Genomic DNA, 355 nt, shown 5'->3' with positions numbered 1-355 from the left:
CCACAATACCCTCTTGCCCGTTAATGACAATCTGATCACGAGCGCGAAACGGCTGACGAATACTCAGCATCAACGAGGCAATATAGTTCTCAATAGTATCCTTGACCGCAAAACCAACCGCGATACCGATAACACCCGCACCGCCAAGTAGCGTCCTTAGGATCGTTTCTGCCCCTATCAAGCTCAATGCCAAGATCAAACCAAAAATAATAAAGATTACTTTGACAGTTTGTGCCAGCAGTTCAGCGACGAAAGGATTGGGCGTGAGCCGTTGCCACATATTTTTTCGATTGGACAACCAGCTACCAAACCATGTAACCAATCCAAAGATAACAATGCCGACCAAGAGTAAAGG

Annotated in this window: 1 protein-coding gene; it reads right to left on the bottom strand. The window is 46.2% G+C overall.

Annotation, left to right across the window (positions count from 1 at the left end):
* Positions 1-355 (bottom strand): mechanosensitive ion channel family protein (locus AAEY78_RS12375; protein WP_502943762.1); only part of this gene is annotated, 355 nt, incomplete at both ends.

The sequence above is a fragment of the Psychrobacter sp. 16-MNA-CIBAN-0192 genome (assembly GCF_040309565.1).
Classification (GTDB): Bacteria; Pseudomonadota; Gammaproteobacteria; order Pseudomonadales; family Moraxellaceae; genus Psychrobacter.
Note: the sequence above shows the minus strand (reverse complement) of the source record. Positions and strands in the feature narration are given on the sequence as shown.